The sequence below is a fragment of the Chryseobacterium wanjuense genome, from assembly GCF_900111495.1.
Taxonomy (GTDB): Bacteria; Bacteroidota; Bacteroidia; order Flavobacteriales; family Weeksellaceae; genus Chryseobacterium; species Chryseobacterium wanjuense.
In genome coordinates this window covers 971,344-995,858 of the sequence record NZ_FOIU01000002.1, presented here as the reverse complement: position 1 = coordinate 995,858, position 24,515 = coordinate 971,344, and the positions used below count along the sequence as shown (strand labels likewise).

General features: G+C 35.6%; 24 protein-coding genes. 12 read left to right on the top strand and 12 right to left on the bottom strand.

Features of this window, described 5'->3' with window-relative positions; all coding sequences use genetic code 11:
- Positions 1-4: 4 nt before the first annotated feature.
- From BMX24_RS16335 to BMX24_RS16285, 11 genes are all read left to right on the top strand, one after another.
- Entirely contained in the window at positions 5-544 is a 540-nt protein-coding gene (locus BMX24_RS16335; protein ID WP_089794584.1) for a 3-oxoacyl-ACP synthase, read from the top strand.
- An 89-nt stretch (positions 545-633) separates the two neighbouring features.
- Complete coding sequence (locus tag BMX24_RS16330; RefSeq protein ID WP_089794582.1) at positions 634-891, top strand: phosphopantetheine-binding protein; 258 nt, start codon at positions 634-636, stop codon at positions 889-891.
- A gap of 85 nt (positions 892-976) precedes the next feature.
- A complete protein-coding gene (locus BMX24_RS16325) occupies positions 977-2,176 on the top strand; it encodes a beta-ketoacyl-[acyl-carrier-protein] synthase family protein (protein WP_089794580.1) in 1,200 nt (399 codons plus the stop codon).
- Complete coding sequence (locus tag BMX24_RS16320; protein ID WP_089794578.1) at positions 2,173-3,234, top strand: beta-ketoacyl synthase N-terminal-like domain-containing protein; 1,062 nt, start codon at positions 2,173-2,175, stop codon at positions 3,232-3,234. Before BMX24_RS16325 ends, BMX24_RS16320 begins: the two co-directional genes overlap by 4 nt.
- 157 nt (positions 3,235-3,391) lie before the next feature.
- A complete protein-coding gene (locus BMX24_RS16315) occupies positions 3,392-4,144 on the top strand; it encodes a polysaccharide deacetylase family protein (RefSeq protein WP_089794576.1) in 753 nt (250 codons plus the stop codon).
- Positions 4,141-4,767, top strand: a complete 627-nt coding sequence (locus BMX24_RS16310) for a flexirubin biosynthesis/transport protein LolA2 (RefSeq protein ID WP_089794574.1) — start codon at positions 4,141-4,143, stop codon at positions 4,765-4,767. The genes BMX24_RS16315 and BMX24_RS16310 overlap by 4 nt, the downstream gene beginning before the upstream one ends.
- On the top strand, positions 4,733-5,368 hold the full coding sequence (locus tag BMX24_RS16305; protein ID WP_089794572.1) for a flexirubin biosynthesis protein LolB2: 636 nt from the start codon (positions 4,733-4,735) through the stop codon (positions 5,366-5,368). Before BMX24_RS16310 ends, BMX24_RS16305 begins: the two co-directional genes overlap by 35 nt.
- A gap of 5 nt (positions 5,369-5,373) precedes the next feature.
- A complete protein-coding gene (locus BMX24_RS16300; protein ID WP_089794570.1) occupies positions 5,374-5,982 on the top strand; it encodes an outer membrane beta-barrel protein in 609 nt (202 codons plus the stop codon).
- 4 nt (positions 5,983-5,986) lie between these two features.
- Entirely contained in the window at positions 5,987-6,367 is a 381-nt protein-coding gene (locus BMX24_RS16295; protein ID WP_089794568.1) for a 3-hydroxyacyl-ACP dehydratase, read from the top strand.
- Positions 6,364-6,840, top strand: a complete 477-nt coding sequence (locus tag BMX24_RS16290; protein ID WP_089794566.1) for a hypothetical protein — start codon at positions 6,364-6,366, stop codon at positions 6,838-6,840. The genes BMX24_RS16295 and BMX24_RS16290 overlap by 4 nt, the downstream gene beginning before the upstream one ends.
- A gap of 4 nt (positions 6,841-6,844) precedes the next feature.
- Entirely contained in the window at positions 6,845-8,017 is a 1,173-nt protein-coding gene (locus BMX24_RS16285) for a DUF2062 domain-containing protein (protein WP_089794564.1), read from the top strand.
- A gap of 210 nt (positions 8,018-8,227) precedes the next feature.
- Here BMX24_RS16285 and BMX24_RS16280 read toward each other — a convergent pair whose 3' ends face one another.
- The 10 genes from BMX24_RS16280 to BMX24_RS16235 all read right to left on the bottom strand — a co-directional run bounded on the left by BMX24_RS16280 (position 8,228) and on the right by BMX24_RS16235 (position 21,106).
- Complete coding sequence (locus BMX24_RS16280) at positions 8,228-10,243, bottom strand: FG-GAP-like repeat-containing protein (RefSeq protein WP_089794562.1); 2,016 nt, start codon at positions 10,241-10,243, stop codon at positions 8,228-8,230.
- 25 nt (positions 10,244-10,268) lie between these two features.
- A complete protein-coding gene (locus BMX24_RS16275; protein WP_089794560.1) occupies positions 10,269-11,363 on the bottom strand; it encodes a hypothetical protein in 1,095 nt (364 codons plus the stop codon).
- 165 nt (positions 11,364-11,528) lie between these two features.
- A complete protein-coding gene (locus BMX24_RS16270; protein WP_228404879.1) occupies positions 11,529-12,782 on the bottom strand; it encodes an alpha/beta hydrolase in 1,254 nt (417 codons plus the stop codon).
- Position 12,783: 1 nt separating this feature from the next.
- Complete coding sequence (locus BMX24_RS16265) at positions 12,784-14,559, bottom strand: C45 family autoproteolytic acyltransferase/hydolase (RefSeq protein ID WP_228404876.1); 1,776 nt, start codon at positions 14,557-14,559, stop codon at positions 12,784-12,786.
- A complete protein-coding gene (locus BMX24_RS16260; RefSeq protein WP_089794762.1) occupies positions 14,549-16,087 on the bottom strand; it encodes a phytoene desaturase family protein in 1,539 nt (512 codons plus the stop codon). The genes BMX24_RS16265 and BMX24_RS16260 overlap by 11 nt, the downstream gene beginning before the upstream one ends.
- A 134-nt stretch (positions 16,088-16,221) precedes the next feature.
- Positions 16,222-17,106, bottom strand: coding sequence for an LpxL/LpxP family acyltransferase (locus BMX24_RS16255; protein ID WP_089794555.1), 885 nt, complete (start codon positions 17,104-17,106; stop codon positions 16,222-16,224).
- A gap of 113 nt (positions 17,107-17,219) precedes the next feature.
- Positions 17,220-17,474 carry a phosphopantetheine-binding protein gene (locus tag BMX24_RS16250; RefSeq protein ID WP_089794760.1) on the bottom strand — a complete coding sequence of 85 codons (255 nt, stop codon included), beginning with the start codon at positions 17,472-17,474 and terminating at the stop codon, positions 17,220-17,222.
- A gap of 4 nt (positions 17,475-17,478) precedes the next feature.
- Complete coding sequence (locus BMX24_RS16245; RefSeq protein ID WP_089794552.1) at positions 17,479-18,699, bottom strand: beta-ketoacyl-[acyl-carrier-protein] synthase family protein; 1,221 nt, start codon at positions 18,697-18,699, stop codon at positions 17,479-17,481.
- A gap of 80 nt (positions 18,700-18,779) precedes the next feature.
- Positions 18,780-19,511, bottom strand: a complete 732-nt coding sequence (gene fabG, locus BMX24_RS16240) for a flexirubin biosynthesis SDR family reductase FlxB (protein WP_089794550.1) — start codon at positions 19,509-19,511, stop codon at positions 18,780-18,782.
- Positions 19,512-19,585: 74 nt separating this feature from the next.
- Positions 19,586-21,106, bottom strand: a complete 1,521-nt coding sequence (locus tag BMX24_RS16235; protein ID WP_089794548.1) for a flexirubin biosynthesis tyrosine ammonia-lyase FlxA — start codon at positions 21,104-21,106, stop codon at positions 19,586-19,588.
- A 98-nt stretch (positions 21,107-21,204) separates the two neighbouring features.
- Here BMX24_RS16235 and BMX24_RS16230 point away from each other — a divergent pair, with 98 nt between their 5' ends.
- Positions 21,205-22,449, top strand: a complete 1,245-nt coding sequence (locus BMX24_RS16230) for an NAD(P)/FAD-dependent oxidoreductase (protein WP_089794545.1) — start codon at positions 21,205-21,207, stop codon at positions 22,447-22,449.
- Positions 22,450-22,481: 32 nt separating this feature from the next.
- Here the strand turns inward: BMX24_RS16230 and BMX24_RS16225 are convergent, their stop codons facing one another.
- Both BMX24_RS16225 and BMX24_RS16220 read right to left on the bottom strand, forming a co-directional pair.
- Complete coding sequence (locus BMX24_RS16225; RefSeq protein ID WP_089794544.1) at positions 22,482-23,081, bottom strand: hypothetical protein; 600 nt, start codon at positions 23,079-23,081, stop codon at positions 22,482-22,484.
- 89 nt (positions 23,082-23,170) lie between these two features.
- Positions 23,171-24,463 (bottom strand): flexirubin biosynthesis putative acyl-CoA ligase FlxY, encoded by a 1,293-nt coding sequence (locus BMX24_RS16220; protein ID WP_089794542.1) that lies wholly within the window; start codon positions 24,461-24,463, stop codon positions 23,171-23,173.
- Positions 24,464-24,515 lie beyond the last annotated feature (52 nt).

Here is a 24,515-nt window from a genome sequence, read left to right as displayed (position 1 = left end):
AATCATGAAGAAAACAGACATTTGCACCGTAGAAAACTCAAAAATCATTCTTAACAACAAAATTGTTTTTGAAACTCAAACTGAAAATTTTTCAGATTTTGCGAAAGAAGCTTATAAAACTTTAGAGCTTAATTATCCGAAATTTCATAAAATGGATAATTTAAGTAAATTGGCTTTTCTTGCTTCAGAAATGATTTTAAAAGAAGAAGACCAAAGCAGAACGGCATTGGTTTTTGCCAACAAATCATCAAGTTTAGACACCGATTTTAAATATCAGGAAAGCATCAATTCTCAGGAAAATTATTTTCCGAGCCCTGCTGTTTTTGTTTATACTTTACCTAATATTTGTGTCGGCGAAATCAGCATCAAACATAAAATGCAGACAGAGAATGCTTTTTTTGTTTTGAATGAATTTGATGAAAATTTTTTAAACGATTACTCGGAACAGATTTTACAGTCAGGAAAGGCTGATAAAGTACTGTGTGGCTGGGTAGAACTATATCAGGAAAGTTATAAAGCTTTTGTATATTTGCTGACTATGTAATCTAACAATGTAAAAATATAACAATGTAACAATGACTTTTGGTTCAAATTGATAAACTAGTACATTGATACATTGGTAAATTAAAAATTATGGAAAACTTAAGAGAAGAATTAAAGCACAAAATCATCGAAGTTCTTAACCTTGAAGACGTTGCAGTAGAAGAAATTAAAGATACAGATCCGTTATTCGGTGGAGGTCTTGGATTGGATTCTATCGACGCTTTGGAATTGATCGTTCTTCTTGATAAAGAATACGGAATAAAATTAGCCGATCCTAAAAAAGGAAAGGAAATTTTCGCTTCTATCGACACTATGGCGAAATTCATTGAAGAAAACAGAACAAAATAAATTAATATACCAATGTATCAATCTAACAGTCTAGCAATTATTGGTAAACTGTTAGATTGATACATTGTTACATTATAAAATTAAGATGGGTCAAAAAATTGCCATAACAGGAATGGGCATCATTTCCTCCATCGGAAACAATGTGGAGGAAAATTTGAGTTCGCTAAAATCCGGAAAACACGGAATTTCAGACATTCAGTTGTTTGAAACGCGTCATGTCGGAAATATTAAAACGGGCGAGATCAAATTGTCTAATGAAGAGCTGGTACAAAAACTTCAGTTAAACGAAGATAATAATGCTACCAGAACCGCTTTATTAGGGATGATTGCAGCAAAAGAAGCCGTAGAAAGTGCCGGAATTTCAGACATTAATGAATATAAAACAGGCTTGATCTCCTCAACCAGCGTTGGCGGAATGGATATCACCGAAAAATATTTCTACACCTACGAAGATTTCCCTGAAAAGCAAAAATATATTGACGCTCATGATGCGGGAAACTCATCTTTACTCATTGCAGATTATCTTGGTTTAAAAGGTATGGTTTCGACCATCAGTACGGCTTGCTCATCGGCAGCCAATGCAATCATGATGGGTGCAAAACTCATTAAAAACGGAGTTTTAGACCGAGTAATTGTTGGCGGAACAGATTCGCTTTCAAAATTTACTTTGAATGGATTCAACACGTTGATGATTCTCACGGATTCTTACAACACGCCTTTTGACAACGAAAGAAAAGGTCTGAACTTGGGTGAAGCAGCAGCTTTCATCATTTTGGAATCTGACGAAATCGTGAAAAAAGAAAATAAAAAAGCCTTGGGTTATCTCTCAGGATACGGAAATGCAAATGATGCCCATCACCAAACTGCTTCTTCGGAAAACGGTCAAGGTGCTTATTTAGCGATGGAAAAAGCTTTGAAAGTTTCCGGTTTAGATAAAAAAAATATCGATTACATCAACGTTCACGGAACCGCAACTCCCAATAATGATTTATCAGAAGGAATCGCTATGATTAGAATTTTTGGCGAAAATAATGTTCCGGAATTCAGTTCTACGAAAGCTTTTACAGGTCATACTTTGGCTGCGGCGGCAGGAATTGAAGCGGTTTATTCATTATTAGCCATTCAAAATAATATCATTTTCCCGAATCTGAATTTTAAAACAAAAATGGAAGAATTTGATTTAACGCCTGTGACTGAACTTAAAGAGAAAAATATTAACCACGTTCTTTCCAATTCGTTTGGTTTTGGAGGAAATTGTTCAACCTTAATTTTCTCAAAATCATGAGTGCCGTTTACATCAACAGTGCGGCCTGCATTTCGGTTCAGGACACTTTAAATGAAAATTTTTTCCAAAATTTACACCCTGAAAATTCAACTCAGGTTTTGAAAGCTATTGAACCGATTTACAAAGAATTCATTCCTCCGGCAATGATCCGAAGAATGTCTAAAACCGTAAAAATGAGTTCTGTAGCTTCACATTTCGCTTTAAAAGAAGCCGAAATCGAAAATCCTGACGCCATCATCGTAGGAACAGGAATGGGTTGTTCCCAGGATTCTGAAAAATTTTTAAAAAATGTGATTGATAATCAGGAAGAGTTTCTGACTCCGACGTTTTTTATTCAATCAACTCACAATACTGTTGCGGGGCAAATCGCTTTAGGGTTGCAGTGTCACGCGTATAATTTCACTTACGTAAATACTTCTTCGTCGCTGGAATTTTCATTTTTGGATGCAAAATTGCAGATTAATGATGGTGAAGCAGAAAATGTTCTGGTAGGTTCAACAGACGAACAAACCGAACGAACGATGGAATTGTATAAATTAAACAAAACCATTAAAAAAGAAGAAAATCTTCCCGTTGATTATTTGAATTCAACAACAGATGGCGTAATCTGGGGAGAAGGGGCAAGTTTTTTTGTTGTAGGAAAAGATAAAACGGAAAATTCTTATGCTCAATTGAAAGACATTCAAATTAGTAGTAGATTAGATTTAACTGAAATTCAACAGTTTATTGAGGAATTTTTAACTAAAAATAATTTGAAACATGATGAGATCGATGCTGTAATTTTAGGTTTCAGCGGTGATGCAAAATCTGATGTTTATTATACAAAAGCCATGGATGTATTTCAAAATTCGGCTTTATTATATTACAAACATTTGAGTGGAGAATTCAATACGGCGAGTGGTTTTTCAACATTTATGGCTTGTCATATTCTTAAAAATCAAACGATTCCGGAAGTGATGATGATTAATGATTTGAAAAAAGAAGAAATTAAAAATATTCTATTGTATAATCATTTGGGAGGAAATGATCATAGCTTGGTTTTGTTGGAAAGAATTTAGTTTCTATCAGTGAAGTAACAGTTAGTTTGTCATTCAGAGTACAGACAGAAGGTTTGCGAACGTAGTTCAGAAGTGGAGCGTGGAATCTATTACGAATTTGATATTGCTTCGTCGCTTCGCTCCTCGCAATGACGTTAAACCCCAAAAACAATAAAAGATGAAACACTATCCTTTTATCCTATTTTATCTTTTCTGCAACGTGTTTATTTATGCGTTTCATGGAGGGTTTTTGGTATATTTTCTCTGTTTTCTTGGATTTATAGCGGTTTTAGCCTGGGGCTCTTTTGATATTACATTAGGATATTTTGTCAACAGCATTACCCATAAAAGGACAAAAATCAAGGAAGTTGCCTTGACTTTCGATGATGGGCCAACCGAATTTACTCCGAAATTTTTAGATTTATTAAAAGAAAACAATACAAAAGCAACCTTTTTCTGCATCGGAAAACAGATTGAAAAATATCCCGAAACTTTTCAGAGAATTATAGCCGAAGGGCACACGATTGGAAATCATACGCTTTCGCATTCTAATAATACAGGATTTTTATCTACTTCAAAAATGATTGAGGAAATTGAAAAGTGTGATGATGTAATGCTAAAAATCGGCAATATTAAAACCAATTTATACCGTCCTCCTTTTGGCGTCAACAATCCGAATATTGCAAAAGCTATTAAAAAAACTCAAAAAAAAAGCATCGGCTGGAATGTTCGTTCATTGGACACCATTACTGAAGATGAGAAAAAAATTTACAGAAAAGTCACAAAAGGATTAAAAAAAGGAAGTATTATTCTTCTTCACGACACTTCAGAAAAAACGTACAATGTTTTGGTAGATTTATTGCTATTTTTGAAGGATAAAAAATATTCGACTTTTACTGTTGATTCAATTATTAAAAATCAAAAAAAATGATTAAAAATATTGCTTTTGGAGCATTTTTATTAGTTTCCGGCTTCTTTTTTGCACAAAATACAGCAATGTCGGGCGCTGAAGCAAAAGCATTCGTCACTAAAGTTTCCTCGGAAACCAAACAGATCAAAACATTACAGAGCGATTTTACCCAAACCAAGAAAATGGACTTTTTGGATAAAAATATTGTAACGTACGGAAGAATGTCTTTAAAATCTCCGAATATGCTGAGCTGGAAGTATACGAAGCCTTATCAGTACAGTATTGTTTTTAAGGATAATAAAATTTTCATCAATGATCAGGGGAAAAAATCTTCTGTGGATGCGAAGAGCAAAACGTTTGAGAAAATCAATAAGTTAATCGTCGGAAGTTCCAATGGGCAGATGTTCAACGATCCGGAATTTTCTGTAACCTATTTGAAAAATGCCAATTATAACATTGCAAAATTTACTCCGAAATCCGCTCAATTGCTGAAATATATTAAGCAGATCGAACTGCATTTTCCTAAAAACCAATCGACGGTTTCACAGGTGAATATGACGGAAGCTTCGGGAGATACTACGAATATTGTTTTCAAAAACACAAAGATCAATGCGCCGGTTTCTGCTTCAGAGTTTTCTTTATAGTCTGATTGTATTATCACTTGCTTCCTGTAAAACGTATAAGTTAACAAACGTACAATCTATACCCAATTCTGAAAAAACGGTTGAAAATTTATACTTTTCTTCCCATGAAGATTATGTTTATAAATGTCAGATGGATATTTATAAAAATCACGTAAGCGGCATTCTGATAATTAAAAAAATCAACGAAACAACGCATCGTGTTGCCATGACTTCTGATTTTGGAAATAAATTAATTGATTTTGAAATTTCAGAGAATGATTTTAAATTGAACTATGTTCTTCCTGACTTAGATAAAAAGATTGTCATTAATTTTTTAAAGAATGATTTTCAGCAATTATTAAAACAAAAATATCCTGTATCTGAAAGTTTTGAGAACGGAAATTCCAACATTTACCTTTCAAAAATTGATAAAAAAGCTTATTATTTATTCTTCAACAACGAAAATGGTTTATTGAAACAAATCATCTATACGAAAAACAATAAGGAAAAAATCGATTTTACTTTTGATGCAAAAAAACATATCTTCGCGGATAGTTTGAATCTTCAACACAAAGATTTCAAAATCAATATAAAACTATTTCAAATAACCGAAACTGAATAATTTCCATGAAAAAATTTACCTTTTTGTTAATTGCACTCATTTCAAGTTTTTCTTTTGCGCAAATTACTTTCACTCCGGGAATCAGAGGTGGAGTTAATTTTGCAAAATTCACAGAAACCGACGGGGGAATTTACAATTGGTTTGAGGCCAGTGATGAATATTGGGCAGATCAAGAAAAAGTGCGAACGAGCTATATTACAGATTTTTATGTGGGCGCATTTGGAACTATCCGATTTTCTAAACTCTATGCTTTACAGCCGGAAATCAATTATTCGCGACAGGGAACGATTATGAAAACCAGCAAGCAGGAAATAAAATCCGAATTATCTTATATTTCGCTTCAGGCTGTCAATAAATTTTATTTAAATAAATTCAATCTGCATGCAGGATTGAGCATAGATATTTTGATCAGTGACAAAAATTTTGATCCATATAATAAAAACACCACCGATCTTGGGATTTTAGTGGGAGCCGGTTATGATATTACCAAAAATTTTGGTATTGAGGCAAGATTTAAAAAAGGAATGATTTCACAAATAAAAACGACAAGTGAAGATCATACCAATTTACTTTTTCAGACAGGAGTTTATTATACATTTAACATGAAAAAATAATTTTATGCAGACCATTCTTACAGACTTTTATACTTTAGAATCATACGAACAGGCAGAAAACGGAAGCTTCACTGCAAATATTTCTTTAAATAAAAATCATGAAATTTTCAAGGGACATTTTCCCGGAAATCCGGTGACTCCAGGGGTTTGTATGATGCAGATCGTAAAAGAACTGACGGAAGAATTCACAGGGTTAAAATTATTCTTAAAAACAGCTTCAAATGTGAAATTTATGGCAATCATTAATCCGTTTGAAACCCCTGATTTGAAGCTCCAGTTGGACATCAACCAGACCGAAGAAGAAATAAAAGTGAAGAACACCACCTATTTTGGCGAAACTATTGCATTAAAAATGTCAGTAAACTATCAAAAATTGACATCATGAAACTTATTTTATCGTTAATAACAGCTTTCCTGTTTTTTTTCCAGAATGATCTGGATGCTCTGAGATACAGCTATGCAAAGGCAAATTCTTCAGCGGCCAACACGGCAGCCTTCATCAACGTTGCAGAAAAACAGACGGGTTCTGACCCTATAACCCTGGGCTATAAAGCTGCTGCAAAAATCATGGAAGCTAAAATCGCCAAACAAAACAGAAAACAACTGGTAAAAACAGGCGCTACAAACCTTGAAAGCATTATTAAAGCTAATCCTAACAACATAGAACTGCGAGTAATAAGATTAAGTGTTCAGGAAAATATTCCTAAAATTGTAGGATACAGAGGAAGCCTTAAAGACGATAAAGCATTTATTTTAAATAATTACAGCAAACAAAATATTGCTATGAAAAATTATGTAAAAAGATTTGCGGCACAGTCTAAAACCATTACCGAAGCAGAAAGAGCAACATTAAAATAGACCAATGACCCTGCCTGAAGTCCAAAACGCAATTTCTGAAAAGAAAATCTGTGTTTTAATTCCCACTTACAACAATGAAAAAACGCTGCAAAGAGTGATCGACGGTGTATTAGACTACACTGAAAATATTATTGTTGTGAATGACGGATCTACCGACTCCACTCCGAAAATTTTAAACCATTATTCTCAAATCAATGTAATTAATTTACCGGAGAACAAAGGAAAGGGCAATGCACTTAAACTAGGCTTCAGGAAGGCAAAAGAATTAGGTTTTCATTATGCAATCACCATCGATTCCGACGGACAGCATTATCCTGATGACATTCCTGTTTTTGTGGAAGCATTACTGAGCGAAAAACAAGATATTTTACTCATCGGAAACCGAAATATGTCTCAGGACGGGATCCCTAAGAAAAGCAGTTTCGGAAACCGTTTTTCCAACTTTTGGTTCTGGTTTGAAACAGGAATTAAATTAGAAGATACCCAATCCGGCTACAGATTATATCCTTTACATAAAATTCCGAAAAAATATTTTACACCAAAATTCGAGTTTGAGATTGAAATTATTGTAAGAACCGCGTGGAGACACATTCCTGTAAAAAATGTTCCTATCAAAGTTTTGTATGATCCGGCGGAAAGGGTTTCCCATTTCAGGCCTTTCAAGGATTTTACGAGGATCAGTATTCTGAATACAATTTTGGTAACGATTACTTTATTTTATATTATTCCGAGGAATTTCGTGAATAATTTCAAAAAAAAAAGTATTAGAAAATTCATAAAAGAAGATGTCTTGGAAAGTGACGGAACCAACCGTACAAAAGCTTTTTCCATTGCATTGGGTGTATTCATCGGTCTATCTCCTTTTTGGGGATTTCAAACTTTAATTGTCATTTCTCTGGCAGTACTTTTTAAGCTGAATAAAGTGTTGGCTTTTGTAGCATCAAATGTCAGTTTACCACCGTTTATCCCGTTTATTATTGCGGCTTCATTGTTTTTGGGAGCGCCATTTGTACATGGTGAGAGCAATATTTTAAACCAGGAATTGAATTTCGAACTGGTAAAAAACAATCTTCTTCAATACGTGATCGGAAGCGCGATTTTAGCAACGACAATATCTGTCATTTCAGGAATTGCCACTTTTCTTTTCCTGAGTAAAGTAAGCCCGGAAAATAATTAATTTTAAATCTGTTCAAACTCATTAAAATTTAACCGCAAAAGAAAAAATCAAAGATTTTTAAAGCTTATGCGTTCTTATTTGTTGCTTAATAGTAAACTTAAAATAACCAATTTATTATCTTTTGTCTCTTTTGTGGTTAAAATAAAAGTTTAAACATTAAAAAACTGCAAAGCCTTTCGACCTTGCAGCAATTCATTATATTAAATTTTATTATTTCTTAGTCACTTTCTGTGAATACGTTTTACCGTTTTTATCCATTACAATCAGTAAATAATTACCTGTATTCAGCTGTTTGATAGAGATTGAATTTCGTTCAACTTTTGTTTGTAACACCATTCTTCCGCTCATTTCGTAGACTTTGGCATCTACCGGAATAAAGTCATTTGTAGTTTTAAAGCTGATGATATCATGCGTCGGATTCGGATAAATCGTGAAGGTTTCCTGGGACGTCTGAACTTCTTTGGTATCTAAGAATGTTCCTTCTACGACGTTCAGTGTTGTATTTGGGGTTACATTATTAATCACATCAACAATTCCTGAAGGCCATTTTACGATAACCTTTGTGATCGCTGTAGCCTGACCAATTCCGAAATGTGCATTCAATGTGCTCATATTTCCGAATCCTGTTCCACTCTGGATATCACGGATCTGTTTTCCCCATGCTCCATAGATCTCCACTCTGGCTCCGATTCCGTTTCTGTTGCTTTGTGTACCTTTTAAGGTTACTTTCAGCCATTTATTCGTATTTCCGGCATTCATCATTACAGTATTCCCATTCTGAATGTCTAGGAATCCATCGTTGTTCAAATCTCCGATCGGACGATCGTAATAACTTAGATTATAAGCCGTTGGATTGGGAACAAATGTAAAATCTCCATTTCCGAACATTATCGTATTTCCGGCTCCTAAAACATCCAAAAATCCATCATTATCAAAATCGTGGGCAACATATTCCCTGCTTAAAGCATTGGTCGTGTCATAACCTGAACCTGCAGATTTATCCGTAAATGTTCCGTCCCCGTTATTCTTCATTACTTTGCTTAAACCATTGCTTGTGGAATTAATTCCCACCACGGCATCCATCCATCCGTCATTATTAAAATCTCCCCATGCTGCAGACCATGTCTGAGTAGGATTCGCCATATTTGCTGTAGCTGCAACGTTTGTAAATGTTCCGTTTCCGTTATTTCTGTGCAGTTCATCAATATTTCCACCAGGTCCTGAACCTCCTCCACTGCATTTTGCGATATAGAGATCCATATCTCCATCGTTATCATAGTCGATCCATATAGAACCGTAATTTCCGCCGGAAGGAAAATCTCCCAATCCGCCCTGATTATGGTTCATATTCGTGCCATCATTTAAATAATATCTGTTCGGAGCATTATCATCACAAATGAATGCATCTAATTTTCCGTCATTATTAATATCAATAAAATTGGTTCTCTGAACTAAAAAAGATTGCTGTTTTCTGTCTGAAGTATAAGCCGTTCCGTCTGAATTGGCCTTTAAAAAAGCTATTCCGCTTCCCGAACCGTACACAAGATCATTAAAGCCATTATTGTCATAATCTCCTGCCGCAATGCTCCATGACGGAGTGATTATAGTCGTAGGAACTGTATAGCTTACATTGGTAAATCCACCGCCGGTTTGTTGATAAGAAATCATTATTTGAGTCGCACTTATCACGGAAACAATATCATCGAGATAATCTCCGTTCATATCCACCACACAATTATTAAAAGATCCTGTACTGGACACCGATTGCGGAATGAAAGATAAGCGATCCGGCACAACAACCACTTCAGAAAGTGTAATATTAAATCCTAAAGAAGAATATTTATTATCACATACAATATAATAAGTCGTTCCGGCCACGGCATTAAAGGTTACCTGAGAAAAATTTCCTGCAAAATCGTCATTGGCAATAAGGCAGCTCAATGCTGTACAGTTTCCGGTAAATACGATCAATCGTGTATCTGCATTATTTGATCCTGCCGCTGAAGTGGTAACTTTAATCGTCTTATTCTCTGTTGGAGTATATTTATACCATAAGCCTTTTGATCCCGGCGTGCCTAAAGAGCAGGCGGTTGTCGGTGCATCTCCTGTAACATTAGGAGCGGTAATGGTTCCCACACTGAGGGGAACAGCTGTAGCACATGTGAGCTGTGCAAGTACCCATGTGCTATTCAATAATAAAACAAAAAAGGGGAATATTTTTTTCATGAGTTATAAGTTTGTTATTAATTTTTTATGGACAATTTTGGTTTAATGAAGAAATCCATTGTTTTAAAAGATCAACACCTTCATCATGAACTATCGTCCTTCCTAATAAAGGCATTCTGTTGTTTTCATTGACAGAGCTAAGCCTGAAATGCATCACCGATTTATTAGGATTTCCGGGCGTGATGATTCTCTCCAATGACGGATCTATAGGCTCATCTGCCAGTATACAAACTCCCATTTTCGCCAGGTTCGTCGTCTGGCTGAAGCTTAAACGTATGGCGCGGTAATCGCAGCGGGCATTATCCTGATGACAATGTGCACAGTTGATATCCAGGTAAGAACGTAAACGAATATCCAAAGGCTTGCTGGTATCCTTATAATTCACCGTAGAAACGATATTGGAGGGATAGCTCTGAAGATAACCTTCGTCCACCAGCTTTTGCAACTGGTTTTTCAGTCCGTTGGGATAATTGTATGAACCGTTAAGGTTTTGAGGTTTTACACCAATTGGAACGGGTTTGTTATCCAATTTATGGCAGGCGTAACATTCTGTTTCAGAAGGAATTCTGTAATCGGTAGTGATAATATCACCATTTTCTTTTTTGAAGGTAATATTCTTTGAACTTCCGCTTGTAAAATCTGTTCCCGTCACCAATTCGGCTTCAATCTGGGCATCATTCCATAAATATTCTGCGAAAATCCAGCCGCTTGATTTTTTGATCATTAAGCGGGTTTCGAGAATTTTAGTGGTATTTCCGGGTTGTATTGTGTTGTAGTAGAAGTTTTTAATCAAGACAGTTCCAACAGGGAAATTCAATGATTTATCGTCTGCATCATAACTTGCTTTTACATCATTTGGCATCCAGATAAATCTCTTTTTTAAAGCATAGTCGGTAAAAAGAGAGCTCGCAGGCTCGTAAGGAATTACTTTAGCGACCGGATCTAAATTTTTAAGATCTCCCTTAAAAAAAGCATACGTAGATAGTTTGGAATAAGGAACTGCATCAATATTAAAATTAACTACAGGACTTTCAGTTTCAACGCTGTCGATATGTTCATCGCTTTTACACGAAAACAAAATCAGGAAACAAAAAACAAATAGTAAGTAGATTTTTCTCATTCATTTAATCATTTAAAAAAAACGAATAAATATAAATAATAAATCTACACGATAATAAATTTTTTACAATAAAATAAAGAATTTGATTAAAATATTAAAATAAAAACAGAAAATCAAAATGAATTAATCAACAAAACAAGGAATAACCCTATATAAAACATAAACTTACTTCAAAATAAATTGGGTAAGATCCGTTAAAAATCCCTCATCCACATTTCCTTTGGTCTCATAATCTTTCGGAGAAGGTGTCCCGGATGTTTTCATGAATAAATGGCTCAAAGGCTGGTAAAACTTAAATTCTGCCAACTTATTGTTTTTTAACTGATTTTTCCAAAGTGCATAATCTTTTGCACTAACCTGATAATCCATTCCGCCCTGCGCAAAAAACATTGGAGCTTTGATTGATTTTATTTCTTCAAGAGGTTTATAATCAACCAAATATTTCCAATAAGCGGCTGATTGCTCTAAAGGAAGTTCCGATTTTGGAGCATTCAGATTAAATTTTTTAGAATTCAGAAAATCAACTTTCGTTTTCATATCCTGAACGTCTTTCTCAGAAATACTTGATGGATTTATTTTATGAAGATATTCAAACTGATCAACAAGCAGATCTTGCAGGGGTCTTGCATTTCCCGCCATAAAAATATATTTTGAAACCTGAGCTTTTTCCGCAATTTTCGGCATCAGATAAGCTCCCTGACTGTGTCCCAGAATAATAATCTGATATCCTTTAAAATTTTCGTTGTTTTTGAAATAATTAGAAATATTTACCGCATCATTAATCGTTTCCTGTTCAACCGTTGACTGGTCATTAAAAGTTTCAGGATTCGAATACGTCCTTTTATCGTATCGATAAGAAGAAATCCCGTTTTTATAAAGGTATTCTGCAATATCTTTGAATGGTTTGTTTTCACCAATCGTCTCATCACGATCCTGCGGTCCTGAACCATGAACCAAAATGACTAATTTTTTCTGATTGTTTTCTGTCGGCTGCAGAAGGGTTCCTTTCAACTGAATACCATCACTTCTTATCTGCAAAGCAGTTTTATCATCCGCTTTATCAAAAATCTTGTGAGGAATAAAATAAAATCCAATGATTTTATTGTTTTGATTAAAAGTAATCTGGATATCTAATTTCGATTTTTCAAATTCTGAATAAAAATAATACGTGTCATTTTCATTGTTTATTTCAATAATATTTTTAAACTTACCCAATTGTCCTTCAAGCTGTTCCGGCAAAGATTTTAATTCTGCCACAGAAATTTGTGCCCCAACCGAGGGATCAAAAAATGTATGTGCTTCTTCTATATTTTTTTCACTAAATAATGCTTTAATGAAAAGATTTCCGGCTTCTTTTTTGTCTTGTGCAAATGAAAATAATACTGTTAAAATTAAAAATAGACTTAAAATTTTCTTCATGTTAATTCTTTATTTTTTTATTAGTTTTCTTCAAATATTTTTCGACATTCTCTTTATCCGGAACCGTGGTAATTTCTTTCGTCAGCGCTTTTTCAAATTGAATTTTTGCTTTAAAATATTCTTTTTTATTAAAATAACACTTCCCGGCTTGGTAGTATACGAACCAAAAATCAGGATTTAAGGCTTGATAATGATTGATAAATTCTTCCGAGAACATTTTTGCTTTATCATCGATTCCCTCTTCCATTTTTGTGCTTAATTTTTTGTATTCCTCATAATTTTTAAACTCCTGAGAATCTACAAAAGAATCTTTCGCAATATTCAAATCTGATTTTGCAAATTTTCCGTTTTTTAATCTTTTATCGGAAAAAATTTCGTTCAGGTCATAACAGACAAATTCTCCCAATTGATAAGGATTTGAAGAAACCCAAACCAACTTTTTCTGAGGCGAAAAAATCACCGCATGATGTGCCAGCAACTGATTCAGCGCCTTTTCATTTCCCAAACCAATTTTATCACCTTTTAAGCCTGATTTATCCCTTAAAATCGCTGCCATTTTTTCCGGATTCAGCTTTTTGTTTTCCTGTAAAAGCTCCTGCAGCTTTTCATAACGGTACTCAGAATGGCTTTCTGCAATGTGTTTTTGATTTCTTTTATCATCTTTATAAGCATCTGACTGAAAGTGGTTGGTACAAAAAACACGGCTTGTATTTTTAGCTTTATAGACTCCGAAATTATCCGGTGAAACTTCAATAATTACAGCACTTTTATCATTCGCACTTCCCACCAAAATCGATTCTGAAACGAAAACTTTTCTCTTTTTGGCAATCGCTATCGCCTCATCGATATTTTTCGCATATTGCAAAATCTCTCTCGTCACCAAAGAAATCGGCGTTTTTGCCGTCAACGGAATTTTCGATTTTCCGGCGTTGATTGTTACGGTAATCCCTTCTTCATTCATCCCCGAAACCACACCGGTCATTCCCGGCCAACTTACTGACATATAAGGAATTCCTATTTCCGGTTCTACAAATTCGATTAATTTATTTTTGGCGAAATCATCACCGACATAAAAGTCAAAATTTCTCCCGATCAATAAATCCCCGTCTTCCGTATTTTCGTTCCAAACGGCGAGAGAAGTACAGCCAACCATCATCAGATCCTGCATTGCGTGACCGATATCGTGGGCTCCGTGTAAATATAAATTTCGAAGATATTTTGGGGCAATAAAATCATATTTGTCCGATGAATACTGAGATAATCCATACAATTCTGCCTGATAATCTTCACGGACATTCAGGTACATTTTGCGGTTGTACCATTTTAGGAAACCTCTCAATAAATTTTGCTTAAACTTTGATGGGACAAAACCTTCTACTTTTGAAAAGAAAATTTCTTCCTGTCTTTGCATTAAATCCTGTGTTAAAGCACCATTATTATAGCCCAGCTGCAATGGATTTCCTTTAATATAAAGCTCCCAAAGCTGCTGTTTATTTTTAGTTAAATAATTTTCTTTAAAACTAAAAGTAGAGTCATTGATTTTATTGACTTTTGGAATTTCTAATGAATATTGTTGTACTTCAGGAATATGTCTGATGGATTTTCTTACACCACAAGAGGTAAGATTGAGGATAAGGCTGAGGCTGAAAAACAGTAAAATTAAAACTCTGTCATTTCGACGGAAGGAAAAATCTATTCCAAATTGTTTAGATTCTTCGCTTCGCTCTGCTTCATTCTGAATGACAACCAACTGCATATTTTGTCCTCTATTCTTCACCTTTATTTTTATTAATCAGTTGTGTTAATCTTTCATCGATCAATTCTTTCCCGAGAATTTCAGCGCAGGTGTTGAAAGCCCCGATCGTGCAGCCCAGAATCCCGTGCATGTTTACCGATTGCCCTGTAAGAAAGAGATTATTAATCTTTGTTCGTGGAGAAACCATTGTTTTCAAAGGATTTTCAGAACTCTTGATGTAGCCGTACATATTCCCTTCAAAACTTCCGATATAATCTCGATAAGATAAAGGCGAAGAAGTATAAATTTTTTTAATGAAACTTCTCAAATCCGGAATTTTTTTCTCCAAAGCATCAATCATTTTTTCTGCCTTTTCCATTTTAAACTTGTCATACATTTCTCCTCTTTCATGCTCATCTGCAATTGTATTGAACGTATTTTCCCATTTTTTTACTTCATCAAAATCCATATAGGAAATCGTTGTGAGGCTTTCTGCAAATTCGGGATAATGCTTCGATGGTGTAGAAGAAAGCATATAGGTTTCCGGCCAGGTTTCTTCTTTGTATTGATGAGCCTTCCAAACCAGCTCATCTGATGTATAATGGTAAATATTATAGTTAAAATTCGAAATTGAATGTGGTTTTAAAACCAAATAAACACTGAAACAAGATGAAACAGGTTCCCAGCTGAACACCCTGTTCAAAAAAGACTTTTTCAATCTTTCCTCTCCAATCAGTTTAATCATCGAACGAATTTCAATATTTGAAATAAATTGTTTCGCCGAATATTCTTTTCCTGCTTTAGTTTTTACACCCGTTAAAGTATCTTTTTCATCAAAAATCAATTCTGAAACTTCAGCATGTTTATGAACTTCCGCACCGTACTGACGGAGCTTCCGGATCAGTAATTTTGAAATCTGGCTGCCTCCTTTTACACATTTATAGGCACTCTGAATGTAAGAATTCACCGTCAAAGCATGCACATAAAACGGGACATTTTCAGAATCCCCGCCGTATAAAAAATTTGAACCTAATAAGACAGATTGTAGTTTTTTATTCTGGGTAATCGATTCGATGAATCTCTTGGTATTGAGATGGAGAATTTCTTCACTGTAATAGTCTCTTCCGACCACATTATATCTCGGAAAATGGTTACAAACCCGCTGAATCTCTTCACAGTAATCTTCCAGATTTTCTCTTTCTTCAGGAAAATATTTTGACAGCTGTTCTACAAAATTTTCGTAACCCTGAGCGTGAGAATACTCAATTTCATCGTTGCCGAAAGTGATTTTGTCATATCCGTTTTCATCCATTTTCTGAAGTTCCAGCTCATCCATGATCTCCAGATAAGAAAAGAACTGATGAAGATTTTGTCCTTTTGAAAGCCCGCCAAGATAATGAACTCCGGTATCGAAAATCATTTTGTCCCGTGAAAATGTCTGCAGATTTCCGCCATATTGGTTGTTTTTCTCCAAGACACAGACTTTCAGACCTTCTTTCGCTAAAACAAGAGCCGAAACAAGACCTCCCAGTCCGCTGCCGATAACCAATATGTCGTATGTTTTTTTCAAGGAGATTAATTTTTCATCAACGTTGAATTGTTCGCAGCCCGACTTGAGCGGAAATCCTTTTTTGCTTTGGGAAAGCTTAGGCAAAAAAGATTGGGAGCGGAAGGCGGAAAAGCTGCCCTAAAAATATTGAAAAATTAATCAATATCGTCCCAAAAATCGAAGTAATTGAACCATTGAAGAGGATATTTTTTAATCATAGATTCCAAATTTTGGGTATAAGAATTCAAAAGTCCCTGTGCATCACGCTTTTTGACGTTTTGAGCCACCCTTGCAAATAAATGATAATGAAGATTTTTTTCCTTCATCACATAGACATATACCACAGGAACGCCCAATCGGGAGGCAATAAGGAAAGGACCTGCCGGGAATTTGGCACTTTTTCCGAGAAGATCGCCCTCAAGGAACTTGGATCCTTCGAAATACCGGTCGCCTGTAAAACAGATCAGTTCATTTTTCGACAACGCTTCATTGATGTCGAAAATATGCGACATATCGCCTTTTACGTAAATAAATTTGATATTGCTTTTTTTAACAGAAACACTTTCAAGATATTCTTTAATGACCGTAACTTCCTGGTCTGTAGTCACTAAATTAATCTGGCAATCGAAATCAATCTCAGCAAAAAAATGTTCTGCGATTTCGAAATTTCCGATGTGGGCACTAATAAGTACGCCGCCTTTTTTTTCTGCCAAAAGGTTTCGAAGATTTTCTATTCCGTCGAATTCGTAGGTATATTTATCTCTTAATCCCGCGGAAATAGCTGTTTTATCAATCAAAACCTTTCCAAAGGTGAAATAACTTTTATAAACAGAAAGTTTTGTCTTCCAGGAGTCGTAGCTGAGTCTTTTTTTGAAATAGTATGAAATATACCGGTTGCTCTTTTTTTCGAATATAAAGTAATAGGCAGCAACAAAATAAAGCACAAAATATGAACTCCGGATCCCGATATTTCTAATGCACCAGACGAATATTTTGTATCCTAATATTGTGCCTTTAGATTTACCTTTCCACTTGTTCATAATTTTAATTTAACAATGTATCAGTCTAACAATGTAACAATATTTTTAAACATTGGTAAACTGCTAGATTGCTATATTGTTACATTTTTTTAGAGTAGATTTTCAATCAATAATTAAGCTTTTTTTTCAGCGATTTTGTTCTCGATAGTTGAGTAGAAGTCATCAAAAGTGATCATTTTCTTGAAGTCTGCTTCGCCCAATTTCACTCCGAAATTAGATTCTATCACCACAACCATATCAATATAATCTAAGCTGTCTAAGCCTAAAGTCGTTTTTAAATTTGCCTCATTGCTGATTTCATCGCCGTCTACCTCAAACTCATTAACCAAAAAGTCGTTGACGATCGCAACAATTTTTTCCCTTTCCATGTTTTTATTCAAATTTTTTAACAATTAGTGCCGAATTTGTTCCCCCAAATCCGAAAGAATTCGACAAAAATACGTCAATTTTTTGACTTTTTGTTTTAGCGACCAAATTTATCTTTTTCGCCTCATCGTCAGGACTTTCCAGATTGATATTGGGTGCTACGAAATCATTCTGCATCATCAGAATCGAGTAGATCACTTCACTTGCCCCTGCCATCCAGCATTCGTGGCCGGTCATGGATTTTGTAGAACTCACCGGAACTTCACTTCCGAAAATTTCGTAGATCGCTTTGGCTTCGTTTGCATCGCCAATCGGTGTGGAAGTCGCATGAGCATTAATATAATCGATGTCTTTTGCTGCCAATCCCGATTGTTTCAAGGCTCTGTCCATCGCTAAAGCCGGCCCGTCGACATTCGGTGTGGAAATATGTCCGCCGTTTGAAGAAAACCCATAACCAACGATTTCAGCTAAAATAGTTGCGCCTCTTTTCTGTGCAGATTCCAAGCTTTCAACAATTAAAGTTGCCGCACCTCCACTCGGAATAAGCCCGTCTCTGTCTTTATCGAAAGGTCTTGATGCTTTTGTCGGCTCGTCTTCTCTTACCGAAAAAACGCCTAATCCGTCGAAGCTCGCCATCGAATATTTGTTGGTTTCCTGAGCTCCACCGCAGACGATCATATCCTGAAACCCATTTTTAATCATCATATAAGCCAGTCCCAAAGAATGGGAACCGCTCGCACAAGCCGCACTGATGGTAAGGTTGATTCCTCTTAATTTAAAAATTGTGGAAAGGTTCATGGTCACGGTGGAATTCATAGATTTGAAAATCGCACCGGATCCCATTAAAGTTGTATCTTTTTTCTCTCTTGCAATGTCGATAGATTCTACAACTGCTTGAGAAACACTGTCGTTGCCGTATAAAATTCCGACTTCGTTATGATCCAGAAAGTCTTGGTCAATATTAGCCTGTTTTAATGCATCCAGCGTGGCAATATAAGCATATTCGCTTTCTTCGCCCATGCTTACGCGTTGTCTTCGGCTTAAAAGATTTTTCAGATCCGGTTTCGGAACAACACCTGTAAGTCCTGATCTGAAGCCAAATTCTTTTCTTTCACCCACTAAAACAATCCCGGATTTTCCCTGAAATAAAGATTCTTTCACTTCTTCCAAAGAAGTTCCGATGCAGGAATAAATTCCCATTCCGGTAATTACAACCCTATTTTCCATCTTTATAAATTTAACAATGTATCAATCTAGCAATGTAACAATAATTGGTAAACTGGTACATTGGTATATTTTTACATTAATTAAGAATAAATTCCTCCGTTAATATTAATAATTTCACCCGTAATGTACGATGACTTTTTAGAAGCTAAAAACGCCACTAAATCCGCCACTTCTTCGGCTTCACCGAATCTGTTGGCAGGAATCATTGCTTTTAATTCATCTTCGTTGAAATCCTGCGTCATATCCGTTCTGATGAAACCCGGAGCCACTGCATTTACAGTAATATTTCTTTTTGCGACTTCCTGTGCGAGAGCTTTTGTAGCTCCGACTAAAGCGCCTTTTGCTGCAGAATAATTCGTCTGGCCTGCTGTTCCTTTTACTCCGGAAACAGAAACCATGTTGATGATTCTGCCGTATTTATTTCGCAATAATTTTTGGATAAAGAAATTGGTTACGTTGAAAAAACCATTTAAGCTTGTGTTGATCACAGCGTTCCAATCTTCACTTGGCATCCACATGAATAAGCCGTCTCTTGTAATTCCGGCATTGTTTACGATCACCTCAACCACATCATCAGGATGGGCATCCTGCCATTCCGTTAAAACTTTTTGAGTTTCTTCGGCATTTCCCACATCAAATTTCAGGATTTCTCCCGTTGCTCCCAATTCTTCAACTTTAGCCAGTGTTTCCTTTGCTGCAGCTTCATTTGAAGTGTAGTTGATGAGTATATGATAATTTTTTTCTTCTGCCAGTTTTATACAGATTGCTCTTCCAATTCCTCTAGAGCCGCCTGTGACGATTGCACATTTCATGTGTTAGTTAGTAATTTTAGTTTTTAAAAGTAATTCTCTTCATCTTAGTTTAAACAATCAATTATATCAAATAATTACATTGCTTTTAAATATTTTTTCACTTCCTCCAAATACGGATACATCACCATATCATCTGAGAAAGCCGGAATAATCTTCCTGATCTCATCGTACAACTCTTTCGTTGCTGATGAAACTTTATCCTGGAAACCAAGATATTCAATAGCCTGAACGATGGTAATTGCTTCAATCGTTAATACTTCAAAAGCATTTTCGATAACTTTTCTGCAGATCACAGCTGCGTTTGTTCCCATGCTTACAATATCCTGATTATCATTATTGTTCGGAATACTGTGAACATACATCGGATTCGACAACATCTGGCTTTCCGCCGTTGTGGAAGTTGCCGTAAACTGAACACCCTGCATCCCGAAATTGAAACCTAATTTACCTAAATTTACAAAAGGAGGCAAAATTTCGTTGATTTTTGCATTTAAAAGATAATTTAATTGTCTTTCTGCGAGCATTGTAAGTTTTGTTACCACAATTTTCAGCTTGTCCATTTCCAAAGAAATATAATCTCCGTGGAAGTTTCCGCCGTGGTAAACGTGCTGATCTTCAACATTGATGATCGGGTTATCATTGGCTGAATTGATTTCGTTTTCCAATACTTTTTCAGTGTATTCTAACGTATCCAAAACAGGACCTAAAATCTGCGGAACACATCGTAAAGAATAATATTCCTGAACTTTTTCCTTGAATACTTTTTCCTGCTCTTCAAAGTGAGTATATAAATGATCTGCTCTTTTTCTGATCAATTGACTGTCAGATAAATGATCGCGCATTTTGGCAGCTATTTTCTGCTGGCCTTCATGAAGTTTTGTTCCGTTTAAAGCTTCAGACAAGTGATCATCGTAAGCCTGAACAATCTCATTGATCGCGCAAGATAATTTAATGGAAATATTGGTTAATTGATTGGCTTTGTATGCATTAACAGCACCAATTCCCGACATCACGGAAGTTCCGTTCATTAAGGCAAGACCTTCACGGATTTCCACCTGAATCGGCTGTAAATTTTCAATCTCAAAAACTTGTTTTGTAGATTTTCTTTCACCTTTATAAAAAACCTCACCTTCACCGATTAAAACCAACGCCAGGTGAGCCAATTGTACCAAGTCACCGCTTGCTCCTACTCCTCCGTGCTCGAAAATCAATGGTATAATATCTCTGTTTATTAATTCTTTAAGTAAATTAACTACAGATTGATGCACCCCTGAATTCCCCAACGATAAAGTATTTAATCTTGCCAGCATGCAGGCTTTAACTTCAGCCGCAGGAAGCGGATTTCCGATACCCGAAGAGTGGCTTCTGATCAGATTATACTGAAGCTGGTGTGTATCTTCATCACTGATTTTGAACTGAGCCATCGGCCCAAAACCGGTATTCACACCATATATTACTTTATTTTTCGAAAATTCTTTCAAAAACTGAAAACTTGCGTCCACTCTGGCAAGAAGTGTGTCATCCAGTTCTATTTTTTCATTTTCAATGATAATCCTCTGAAAATCTTTCAGTTCTAAAAAGTTATTTATTTTCATTAATTAAAAGTAATAATAAGATAATTTTGTAATTATTAATTAATTGTCATTAATTTTGCGGCAAAGATAGAAGTTATTATTAAAATAAAAAATCAAAGATGAGCAAAGAATTTGTTGACGTGCTTGTAATCGGGGCTGGGCCTTCCGGATGCGTATCTTCTTCATACTTAAAGAAGAACAATGTCAACGTAAAAGTTGTCGAAAAAACAAAATTTCCAAGACTGGTCGTTGGAGAAAGCTTGATTCCAAGGGTGATGGATCACTTTGATGAAGCGGGACTTTTTCCTGCATTGGATAAAATGGGCTTTGAAAAAAAACTGGGAGCGCGTTTTTTGCGTGGCGACGAAGTTTGTCTTTTTGATTTCAGCGACAAATTCGGGGAAGGCTGGGACTGGACGTGGCAGGTTCCGAGAGCTGATTTTGATAATACTCTTGCTCAGGAAGTGATGAACAAAGGTATTGATCTTGAATTTGAAACAGAAGTGATCGGTATTGAATTTAATGGCACAGATTCTATCACTACCGTAAAAAATAAAGATGGTGAAACGAAGGAAATTCACGCCAAATTCGTGATCGATTCCAGTGGTTACGGAAGAGTTTTACCGAGACTTTTAGATTTGGAAAAACCTTCAAAATTATCTCCTCACTCTGCGATTTTTGCCCATGTAGAGGATACTAACAGAGAGGAAGGTGTGGAAGGAACTCTAATTTCTTTTGATATTATTGAAACTGAAGTTTGGCTATGGGTAATTCCTTTTTCTAATGGGAATACAAGTTTGGGAATTGTAGGGCCTACAGAATATATTGAAAAACTGATCGAAAACGGAGACACTACGGAAGCCTTGAGAAAAGCTATTTCTCTTTCCGATTATTATGTAAAACGTTTTGGAAATGTAGATTTTCTTTTCGAGCCGAGACATCTGAAAGATTATTCATGCTCGGTGAAGAGCTTATTCGGAGACGGATTTGCGTTGACGGGAAATGCTTCAGAATTCCTCGACCCGGTTTTCTCTTCGGGAATGGCGTTTGCAACGGAAGGCGGAATGACCGCTGCAAAATTAGCAATAAGACAGCTGAACGGCGAGAAAGTGGACTGGCAAAAAGAATTTGCAGATTATATTCTGTACGGAGTTGATGTTTTCACAACCTACGTGAAGGAATGGTACACCGGAAATCTTCAGGAGTTATTTTTCCACAGACCGGAAAATCCCGATGTTAAAAGAAAAATCTGCGCAGTTTTGGCAGGCTATGTCTGGAATAAAGACAATCCTTTCGTGAAAAAACACGATACAGTAGTAAAAAATCTTGCGAACCTCATCAGAATGGAGAAGCAGCAACAATAAAAAAACGGTCTGATTTTTCAGACCGTTTTCGTTTATTTTAAAGCATTTTTAATTTCTTTTCCTAATTCTTTTCCTGTCTTTTCGTATGCTGCAGAGATTCTGCCATACTCCATTCCATAATTCACTTTGCTTCCTGTACCTTCAATTTTATCGGTTTGAATTTTGGTTAAAACTTTAGAAGGATTATCTGTTTCTACAATTCTTATTTCCGTTGATAATTTACCGGGCTGCATCACAAATCCGCTCCATCCTGCATAAATCCATTTTGAATCGATGATAAGAGTATATTTTGTTTTTAAATCTTTTCCAAATTTAATTTTCTTTGCTTTTTCATTTAACCCATCAATAAATTTATTAAAGAAAACAACATTTCTATGATTATTCCATTCTCCAATCCATGATTCCCAGAACTTTTCAGTTTTCTTTTCCAAAGATTCTTTTTTTCTTCTCTCAAGATACTGTTCTTCTGTGTAATTGTCCGTTTGAAATTTGGCATTTTCAAATAAAAATTGAACGTTCACCTCACTCTGACCTTTAAGGATATCTAAATTTCCGGATTCGAAATTAATTTTACTTTGGGCAAAAACTGTCGTTGCAATTGCCATGAATACCATTAGAAATAATTTTTTCATAGTTATTAATATTTTGAGTCCGCAAATATATTACAAAAAAGCAGCTCTTGCGAACTGCCCTATTATTTTTTACTGATTTCATTATTAATCTATCTCAAATCAATAAACGTGATCGGTTTTCTGCTGTTTGGATTAAATACCACTTTAGACAAAACATCAAAATCAATCAATTCAATTTTCGGACTTACCCTCAATTTTGCACGGAAATGGTCGCGAATTTCATTCACAAAATTTTCGTTGTCTTTGTCTGTGCTTACTTTAATGATAATTTCATCCAACCCTATTTCATTCGACTGAATTACAATCTGATAACACAAGATGTTATTAAAATCATTTAAAATATCATTCATCGCAGGCGGATACAAAGTCGTCCCTTTATATTTGATCATCTGTTGTTTTCTTCCGATCACCGGACCCAGTCTCATCGTTTTTCTGCCACATCCACAAGGTTCGTAGTGTGCTTTTACAATATCTCCTGTTTTGAATCTTAATAAAGGAATGGCTTCAACCCCTAAAGTCGTAATGGTTAATTCCCCGCTTTCCCCTTCTTTAACGAGATTTCCCTCGTCATCTAGAATTTCGGTGATGATTAATTCCGGATGATGGTGACCTCCCTGTTGAAATTCGCACTCTGTAAAAGCAGTGCTCATTTCCGTAGAAGCGTAGGTTGAAAATAATTTAATATTCCACTTTTCTTTGATCTTTTGCGAAAGAATATTATCCGTAAAATCCTGATTCTTGATACTTTCACCGATACAAACTGCACCGTAAACACTGGAATTGTTATAATCGATTCCATGTTTTTCGGCATAATCGATCATTTTTAACAAAAATGACGGAACGGTAATCAGATATTTTGGCTTATATCTAAAAATAGAATCCCACTGAAGTTCCGGAATGCCCGGCCCCATTCTCACGACGCTTGCTCCCATTTTTCTCAACCCTAAAAAATAAGCAAGTCCGGCCATGAATCTTTTATCAATCGTTGTAATCATCTGGACAACGTCCCCTTTTTGAATTCCGGCGCAGGCAAAGGAAATTGCTTCATTGTACGCCAGCCTTTCAAGGTCATTGTCTGACAATCCAAAAGTTACAGGATCGCCCAAAGTACCTGAAGTGGTGCTGTAATCCACAATTTTATCGGGAGTGATGCAGAAAAAGTCATCGTTGTTCTGCTGAATATCATTCTTCGTGGTTGTGGGGATTTTTTGCAAATCTTCCAACGTCTGAATATCAGCAATGTTGATATTATTTTCTTTGAATAATTTTTGATAAAAAGGTGAATGGGTTTCAAGATACATCAAAAGTTCCTGAAGTTTTTGCTCCTGAAACTTTTTTATTTCCTGAATGTCTGATTTTTCGATCGATGGATAGAATTCCAATGGTTTTTATTTTTAGAAGACAAATTTATTTAATTAAAATTAAAAGATTGGA

Excerpts from the sequence above, each read along its gene's own strand:
- BMX24_RS16280 (WP_089794562.1), bottom strand. The coding sequence starts at position 10,243 with ATGAAAAAAATATTCCCCTTTTTTGTTTTATTATTGAATAGCACATGG.
- BMX24_RS16305 (WP_089794572.1), top strand. The coding sequence starts at position 4,733 with ATGCGCCGGTTTCTGCTTCAGAGTTTTCTTTATAGTCTGATTGTATTA.
- BMX24_RS16335 (WP_089794584.1), top strand. The coding sequence starts at position 5 with ATGAAGAAAACAGACATTTGCACCGTAGAAAACTCAAAAATCATTCTT.
- BMX24_RS16310 (WP_089794574.1), top strand. The coding sequence starts at position 4,141 with ATGATTAAAAATATTGCTTTTGGAGCATTTTTATTAGTTTCCGGCTTC.
- BMX24_RS16300 (WP_089794570.1), top strand. The coding sequence starts at position 5,374 with ATGAAAAAATTTACCTTTTTGTTAATTGCACTCATTTCAAGTTTTTCT.
- BMX24_RS16245 (WP_089794552.1), bottom strand. The coding sequence starts at position 18,699 with ATGGAAAATAGGGTTGTAATTACCGGAATGGGAATTTATTCCTGCATC.
- BMX24_RS16320 (WP_089794578.1), top strand. The coding sequence starts at position 2,173 with ATGAGTGCCGTTTACATCAACAGTGCGGCCTGCATTTCGGTTCAGGAC.
- BMX24_RS16290 (WP_089794566.1), top strand. The coding sequence starts at position 6,364 with ATGAAACTTATTTTATCGTTAATAACAGCTTTCCTGTTTTTTTTCCAG.
- BMX24_RS16250 (WP_089794760.1), bottom strand. The coding sequence starts at position 17,474 with ATGGAAAGGGAAAAAATTGTTGCGATCGTCAACGACTTTTTGGTTAAT.
- BMX24_RS16295 (WP_089794568.1), top strand. The coding sequence starts at position 5,987 with ATGCAGACCATTCTTACAGACTTTTATACTTTAGAATCATACGAACAG.
- BMX24_RS16285 (WP_089794564.1), top strand. The coding sequence starts at position 6,845 with ATGACCCTGCCTGAAGTCCAAAACGCAATTTCTGAAAAGAAAATCTGT.
- BMX24_RS16330 (WP_089794582.1), top strand. The coding sequence starts at position 634 with ATGGAAAACTTAAGAGAAGAATTAAAGCACAAAATCATCGAAGTTCTT.
- BMX24_RS16315 (WP_089794576.1), top strand. The coding sequence starts at position 3,392 with ATGAAACACTATCCTTTTATCCTATTTTATCTTTTCTGCAACGTGTTT.
- BMX24_RS16270 (WP_228404879.1), bottom strand. The coding sequence starts at position 12,782 with ATGAAGAAAATTTTAAGTCTATTTTTAATTTTAACAGTATTATTTTCA.
- fabG (WP_089794550.1), bottom strand. The coding sequence starts at position 19,511 with ATGAAATGTGCAATCGTCACAGGCGGCTCTAGAGGAATTGGAAGAGCA.
- BMX24_RS16225 (WP_089794544.1), bottom strand. The coding sequence starts at position 23,081 with ATGAAAAAATTATTTCTAATGGTATTCATGGCAATTGCAACGACAGTT.
- BMX24_RS16275 (WP_089794560.1), bottom strand. The coding sequence starts at position 11,363 with ATGAGAAAAATCTACTTACTATTTGTTTTTTGTTTCCTGATTTTGTTT.
- BMX24_RS16230 (WP_089794545.1), top strand. The coding sequence starts at position 21,205 with ATGAGCAAAGAATTTGTTGACGTGCTTGTAATCGGGGCTGGGCCTTCC.
- BMX24_RS16325 (WP_089794580.1), top strand. The coding sequence starts at position 977 with ATGGGTCAAAAAATTGCCATAACAGGAATGGGCATCATTTCCTCCATC.
- BMX24_RS16235 (WP_089794548.1), bottom strand. The coding sequence starts at position 21,106 with ATGAAAATAAATAACTTTTTAGAACTGAAAGATTTTCAGAGGATTATC.
- BMX24_RS16255 (WP_089794555.1), bottom strand. The coding sequence starts at position 17,106 with ATGAACAAGTGGAAAGGTAAATCTAAAGGCACAATATTAGGATACAAA.